The 7,074-nt window shown below is 40.5% G+C and carries 6 protein-coding genes; all 6 read left to right on the top strand.

All coding sequences use genetic code 11. The annotated features are described in order from the left end of the window. Positions 1-210: 210 nt before the first annotated feature. The 6 genes from ACKPEB_RS08350 to ACKPEB_RS08325 all read left to right on the top strand — a co-directional run bounded on the left by ACKPEB_RS08350 (position 211) and on the right by ACKPEB_RS08325 (position 7,004). Entirely contained in the window at positions 211-669 is a 459-nt protein-coding gene (locus ACKPEB_RS08350) for a SufE family protein (protein WP_408964418.1), read from the top strand. Positions 670-696: 27 nt separating this feature from the next. Next, positions 697-1,035 (top strand): phosphoribosyl-AMP cyclohydrolase, encoded by a 339-nt coding sequence (hisI, locus tag ACKPEB_RS08345; protein ID WP_408964417.1) that lies wholly within the window; start codon positions 697-699, stop codon positions 1,033-1,035. A 62-nt stretch (positions 1,036-1,097) separates the two neighbouring features. After that, positions 1,098-2,537: a cysteine--tRNA ligase gene (cysS, locus tag ACKPEB_RS08340; protein WP_408964416.1), complete on the top strand. Its 1,440-nt coding sequence runs from the start codon at positions 1,098-1,100 to the stop codon at positions 2,535-2,537. A 36-nt stretch (positions 2,538-2,573) separates the two neighbouring features. Next, positions 2,574-3,686, top strand: a complete 1,113-nt coding sequence (locus ACKPEB_RS08335; RefSeq protein WP_408964415.1) for an endo-1,4-beta-xylanase — start codon at positions 2,574-2,576, stop codon at positions 3,684-3,686. A gap of 238 nt (positions 3,687-3,924) precedes the next feature. Next, complete coding sequence (locus ACKPEB_RS08330; RefSeq protein ID WP_408964420.1) at positions 3,925-5,289, top strand: NAD-dependent succinate-semialdehyde dehydrogenase; 1,365 nt, start codon at positions 3,925-3,927, stop codon at positions 5,287-5,289. 77 nt (positions 5,290-5,366) lie between these two features. Beyond that, a complete protein-coding gene (locus ACKPEB_RS08325) occupies positions 5,367-7,004 on the top strand; it encodes an acetolactate synthase large subunit (protein WP_408964413.1) in 1,638 nt (545 codons plus the stop codon). The last annotated feature ends 70 nt before the right edge of the window (positions 7,005-7,074 follow it).

Raw genomic sequence — 7,074 nt, 5'->3', positions numbered from 1 at the left:
GCGGGTGTTGTTGCTGACTCCCAACCGCAAAAAGAATATGAAGAAACCCTGAATAAAGCACGGGGGTTATTAGAAGCCATTCGGTGTCTAAAAGGGTCATAGTATCCCTTTAAGGGCGAGGATACCTCGCCCCTACGGGGTGTGACAGCAATAAACTCCTGACTTGCCAACACCTGCTACACTGAGGGAGAAATTGTATTGTTCTGGATCATGTCTTCCACTGCAACCCCTTTACCGCCTACTTTAGAACGGATGGTACAGCGTTTTAAACGCGCTTCTTCTAATAAATTACGCTATGAACAATTAATGACCATCGCCCAAAAACTCCCCCCCTTTCCTGAAGATCAGAAAATTGCTGATAATAAAGTTCCCGGTTGTGTGTCCCAGGTTTATGTGATTGCTGAGTTAGATGAACAAGGAAAAGTTCAATTTCAAGGCGACTCGGACTCTCAATTAACCAAAGGATTAGCGGCTTTTTTAATTATGGGAATGAACGGACTCACCCCCATAGAAATTGTCGAACTCCAACCAGATTTTATTCAAGAAACGGGGTTACAAGCGAGTTTAACTCCCTCGCGGGCTAACGGATTTTATAATATTTTCCAAACCCTCAAGAAAAAAGCGGTTAGTTGTAATCCGAATTTTCATTCTGAAGGATCAGGAATCTGAAACAATACTTGACAATTTAACCGAGCAATGAATCAAAATTATCTGTGGATAGAAACCTTAAAATTTAATGACCAAGGGTTAATTCCAGCCATCGCTCAAGATGCAGAAGATGGAACCGTATTAATGATGGCTTGGATGAATAAAGCATCCATTCAAAAAACCCTAGAAACTAAAGAAGTTCACTATTGGAGCCGTTCTCGTTCGGAATTATGGCACAAAGGAGCCACATCAGGACATATTCAAAAACTTAAATCTTTATATTATGATTGTGATGCCGATACTTTATTATTAAAAATAGAACAAATTGGCAATATTGCTTGTCATACAGGCGCAAGAAGTTGTTTTTTTACAGAAGTCAAATGTTAATCGGTAGGGGCGGGGTCTCCCCGCCTTTATTCGTAATTCCCTATTCTCTATTATAAAAAAATATGGTAATCAAACTTTATAATACTCAAACTCGCCAAAAAGAAGATTTTCAACCGTTAGAAACCGGGACGGTAAAAATGTATTGTTGCGGGGTGACGGTTTATGATTATTGTCATTTAGGTCATGCTAGATCCTATATTGTCTGGGATACCGTTAGACGCTATTTAGAATATTCAGGATATCACGTCAATTATATTCAGAATTTTACCGATATTGATGATAAAATTCTTAACCGTGCCAAATTAGAAGGCGCAACCATGCAGGAAGTTTCTGAGAAATATATTCAAGCGTATTTTGAAGATATTCGCCGATTAAATATTAAAGATGCTGATAATTATCCTCGTGTAACTGAACATATTCCCCAAATTATTCAACTGATTCAAGAATTAGAAAAACAAGGAGTTGCTTATGCAGTGGATGGGGATGTTTACTATAGTGTGAATCAATTTCCTGAGTATGGAAAATTATCAGGACGACAACAGGAACAACTGCAAGCAGGCGCAGGAGGACGGGTTTCTTTATCTGATCCTGAAGCGATGAAGAAAAAAGATCCCTCGGATTTTGCCCTCTGGAAAGCTGCAAAATTAGGCGAACCTGCTTGGGAATCTCCCTGGGGAAATGGTCGCCCTGGATGGCATATTGAATGCTCTGCAATGGTCAAATCAATATTAGGAAATACCATTGATATTCATAGCGGTGGTGGGGATTTAATTTTCCCCCATCATGAAAATGAAATTGCCCAGTCGGAAGCCGCAACCCATCAACCTTTATCTCGGTATTGGATGCACAATGGCATGGTGCGAGTCAGTGGAGAAAAAATGTCAAAATCTTTGGGAAATTTTACCACAATTCGGGGTTTATTAGATACACCCCTTGACCCGATGGTGGTGCGTTTATTTGTGTTACAAGCTCATTATCGTAAACCCTTAGATTTTACGGATGACGCGATCGCTTCTGCTGAAAATAGCTGGAATACGATAAAAGAAGCTTTATTATTTCATCATGAATATGGCGAAAAGTTAGGGTTTAATCTACAAAAAAAACCAATTGAAAAACAGGCGATTGAACGCTTTAAAACCGCAATGGATGATGATATTAATACACCAGAAGCGTTAGCAGTGGTCTTTGAATTAGCCAAAGAATTAAAACGCGATCGCAATATTTTAGTACATGGCGGAACCCCAGAAACCTCACCAGAAACTCTACAAAAATATTGGCAAACCTTAGTAGAATTAGCAACAGTATTAGGGTTAGAAGCAAAACCAGAGGAAAGTCAGGAGTTAGGATTGAGTGATAGTGAAATTGAAGCGTTAGTTCAGCAACGGTTAGAAGCGAAAAAAGCTAAGAATTTTGCAGAAAGCGATCGCATTCGAGATGAATTAAAAGCATTAGGTATAACGTTAATTGATCAACCCGGAAATAAAACCATTTGGCATCGTTAATTGAAGTTAATCCAGCAGGCTTCTAGGAGATTTAAAATGAAATTGCGGTGGTTTGCAATATTGAGCTTACTAACAGTGGGGGGACTAACGGGACTATGCTTCTCTCCATTGGTGATTCCGGGTGAGGTGACAACCGAGGAAACCCCGGTCAATATTGCTCAAACCACGACTGCATCTTTGCGATCACTGGCTACCCAACGGGGTCTTAAAATTGGTGCTGCGGTTAACGCATTAGCCTTACAGAATCAACCCAATTATCGGCAAACCTTGGCGGAACAGTTCAATTTGGTCACGCCAGAAAATGCCATGAAGTTTCAACCATTGCGTCCGACTCGCCAGGGGTATAATTTTGAACAAGCAGATGCGATCGCCACCTTTGCAAAGAACAATAACATGAGTTTACGCGGTCATACCCTAGTTTGGCACAACCAATTACCCCAATGGTTAACCGAAAAAGAATGGACAAGGGAAGAAGCGATCGCAATTTTGCGGGAGCATATTCATCGGGTGGTGGGACATTATCGTGGACAGGTGATGGCTTGGGATGTCGTGAATGAGGCGATCACCGATGACGGAACCTTGAGAGATACGATTTGGCGACGAACCATTGGCTCAGACTATATCGAAATGGCCTTTCGCTGGGCGCACGAAGCTGATCCCGATGCCCAATTATTTTATAACGACTATGGCGGGGAAGGACGGGGGCGAAAGTCCGATGCCATCTATAGTTTAGTAGAAAAACTGCTCTTAAAAGGAGTTCCCATTCATGGTGTAGGATTGCAAATGCACGTTGGGTTAAATTCTGCACCTTCACCTCAAGCCGTCGCGAACAATATACTACGGTTGTCTGAGTTAGGATTGGACGTACATATTACGGAAATGGATGTACAAATCCAAAACGGGACGGGAACAACAGAAGAAAGATTAGCAGAGCAAGCTAAAATTTATCGCGAGATGCTGAAAGTCTGTTTAGAAGCAAAGAACTGTAAAGCCTTCGTAACCTGGGGATTTACGGATGCGTATTCATGGATTCCTCAATTTACAGGTAATCCTGATGCAGCGTTAATTTTTGATAAAAACTATCAACCTAAACCCGCCTTTTATAGCTTAATAGAACTGTTGAGAGAACCTGTCAAGCTCCGACCCTAAAAATCAAAAGAAATATCTATTTTTTTACAAGAAGACTCCTGTTCAATGACTGATCTTGTTTAATTCTCTCTATTAACTTTTTATTCTTATTGTTAAGAACCTTAAATTTAGTTATAGTATTGTTCAGTTTTGTATCGAGTCATGGATGAGTCATCCCTTCGATGAAAATAGAGAGTTTTTAAGCGTTACCATAAAAAAAGTAAAACTTTAATTGTAACTTAAAACTAAAAAATCAATGATGGGCATTGCTACAATTAACCCGGCAACAGGCGAAACGGTCAAAACCTTTAGCGCCTTGACAGATGCCGAAATTGAGAACGCTTTAGCTCTAGCGGATCGCGCCTTTAGAGACTATCGGCGAATACCCTTTGAACAACGATCACAATGGATGCAGTCCGCAGCAAATCTTCTGGAAGAAAACGCGGAAACCTACGCTCAAATCATGACCTTAGAAATGGGAAAACCCATTACTGCTGCGATCGCAGAAGTCAAAAAAAGTGCTTCCGTTTGTCGTTATTATGCAGAAAATGCAGCCCAATTTTTAGCCGATGTTCCTGTCTCCAGCGACGCCACTCATAGCTTTGTTTCCTATGAACCTTTAGGGGCAATTTTAGCAGTCATGCCTTGGAATTTTCCCTTCTGGCAAGTCTTTCGTTTTGCCGCACCTGCTTTAATGGCGGGAAATGTCGGTTTACTCAAACACGCCTCTAACGTGCCTCAATGCGCCTTAGCCATTGCCGAAATTTTTCAAAAAGCCGGATTTCCTGACGGGGTATTTCAAACCTTATTAATTAGTTCAAATCAAGTCGCTCAAATTATTAGTGATGATCGTGTCAAAGCCGGAACTTTAACCGGAAGTGAACCCGCAGGAGCAAGTTTAGCATCTTTAGCGGGTCAAAATATTAAAAAAACCGTTTTAGAATTAGGTGGAAGTGATCCGTTTATTGTCTTAGAAAGTGCAGATTTAAACGCAGCAATTGAAGCAGGCGTTACCGCACGAATGTTAAATAATGGACAATCTTGTATTGCAGCCAAACGGTTTATTTTAATGTCAGAAATTGCTGATGAATTTGAAAGCCGTTTAGCTGAAAAATTTGCCGCTTTAAAAATTGGTGATCCAATGTTAGCAGATACCGAAGTGGGGCCGTTAGCAACCCCAGATATTTTAGCGGAGTTGCAGGATCAAGTTCAACAGTGTGTTGAACTGGGAGCCAAAGTCTTAATTGGAGGTCAACCCCTAGATTGTCCAGGGAATTTTTATCCGCCGACAATTTTAACCCAAATTCCTGAAGGAGCCCCCGCTTATCGTGAAGAATTCTTTGGGCCAGTGGCGTTAATTTTTCGCGTCAATTCTTTAGATGAAGCCATTACCCTTGCTAATAGCACAATTTTCGGTTTAGGTGCGAGTGCTTGGACAACAAATCAAGCCGAAAAACAGCGTTTAATTCGAGAATTAGAAGCGGGTGCAGTCTTTATTAACGGTTTTGTTAAATCCGATCCTCGCTTACCTTTTGGCGGGATCAAACGTTCCGGTTACGGACGAGAATTAAGCATCCAAGGCATTCACGAATTTGTGAATATTAAAACCGTTTGGATGAAATAAGAAATCTATTAATTTCTAGGTTTCTGTGTCAGTTTTATTGGGTTTTAAGTATCAGGTTCTATTCTTTTTGAAAATATATGAATACAGCACAACTGTTAGTGAAATGTTTAGAAAATGAAGGAGTCGAGTATATTTTTGGTTTACCGGGTGAAGAGAATATGCAAATTCTTGAATCCTTGAAAACCTCCTCCATCAAATTTATTACGACTCGTCATGAACAAGGCGCGGCATTTATGGCCGATGTTTATGGTCGTTTAACCGGACGTGCCGGAGTCTGTTTATCAACCTTAGGCCCTGGTGCCACTAATTTAATGACCGGGGTTGCAGATGCTAATTTAGATGGTGCTCCATTAGTGGCAATTACCGGTCAAGTGGGAACCGATCGAATGCACATTGAATCCCATCAATATTTGGATTTAGTAGCAATGTTTGCTCCCGTTACCAAATGGAATGCTCAAATTGTTCGCCCTAGTATTACCTCTGAAATTGTCAGAAAAGCCTTTAAATTAGCGCAATCAGAAAAACCAGGAGCCGTGCATATTGATCTTCCTGAAAATATTGCCAGTATGGCTGTAGAAGGCTATCCTTTAAAACAAGATAATCGGGAAAAAGTGTATTCTGCTTATCAAAGCATGAATGCTGCGGCGATCGCCATTTCTAAAGCCAATAGTCCCTTAATTTTAGCGGGAAATGGAGCCATTCGCGGAAATGCGAGTGCAGCTTTAACGGAATTTGCCACCCAACTGAATATTCCGGTTGTGAATACCTTTATGGGAAAAGGAGTGATTCCCTATACCCATCCTTTAGCTTTATGGACAACGGGTTTACAACTGCGGGATTATATTAGTTGTGGCTTTGATAAAGCGGATTTAATTATTGCCGTTGGCTATGATTTAATTGAATATTCCCCGAAAAAATGGAACCCTCAAGGTAAAACACCCATTATTCATATTGGTGAAACTCCCGCAGAAGTCGATAGTAGTTATATTCCCATTGCTGAAATTATTGGGGATATTTCTGACTCGCTTCATGAAATTTTAAGGCGTTCAGATCGCACAGGAAAACCCGAACCTTATGCTTTGAAATTAAAACAAGATATTCGCAAAGATTACGAAGATTATGCTCAAGATGATGGCTTTCCGATTAAACCGCAAAAAATTATTTATGATTTGCGTCAAGTGATGGGGCCAGAAGATATCGTTATTACTGATGTTGGCGCTCATAAAATGTGGATGGCGAGACATTATCATTGTGAACGTCCGAATACTTGTTTAATTTCTAATGGATTTGCGGCGATGGGAATTGCCATTCCAGGTGCGATTGCGGCTAAATTAATTTATCCAGATCGTAAAGTGGTAGCGGTGACAGGAGATGGCGGGTTTATGATGAATAATCAAGAATTGGAAACCGCTTTACGAGTTGGAACACCGTTTGTAACATTAATCTTTAATGATGGCGGTTATGGATTAATTGAATGGAAGCAAAACGACCAATTTGGGGAATCTTCCTTTATCAAATTTGGCAATCCTGACTTTGTTAAATTTGCAGAAAGTATGGGATTAAAAGGCTATCGTGTAGAATCAACTACAGATTTAGTTCCAATTCTGAAAGAGGCTTTAAATCAAGAAATTCCGACCATTATTGATTGTCCGGTAGATTATCAGGAAAACTCCCGCTTTAGTCAACGGGCTGGCGGTTTATGTTGTCCTATCTAATTGAGTAGAATCTTGTGTCAGCCGTGAGGAGTTTCAGGAGGTACTGATGTTCTCTTGAAACTCACAATCA

The organism is Planktothrix sp., assembly GCF_046067725.1.
Classification (GTDB): Bacteria; Cyanobacteriota; Cyanobacteriia; order Cyanobacteriales; family Microcoleaceae; genus Planktothrix.
Note: the sequence above shows the minus strand (reverse complement) of the source record. Positions and strands in the feature narration are given on the sequence as shown.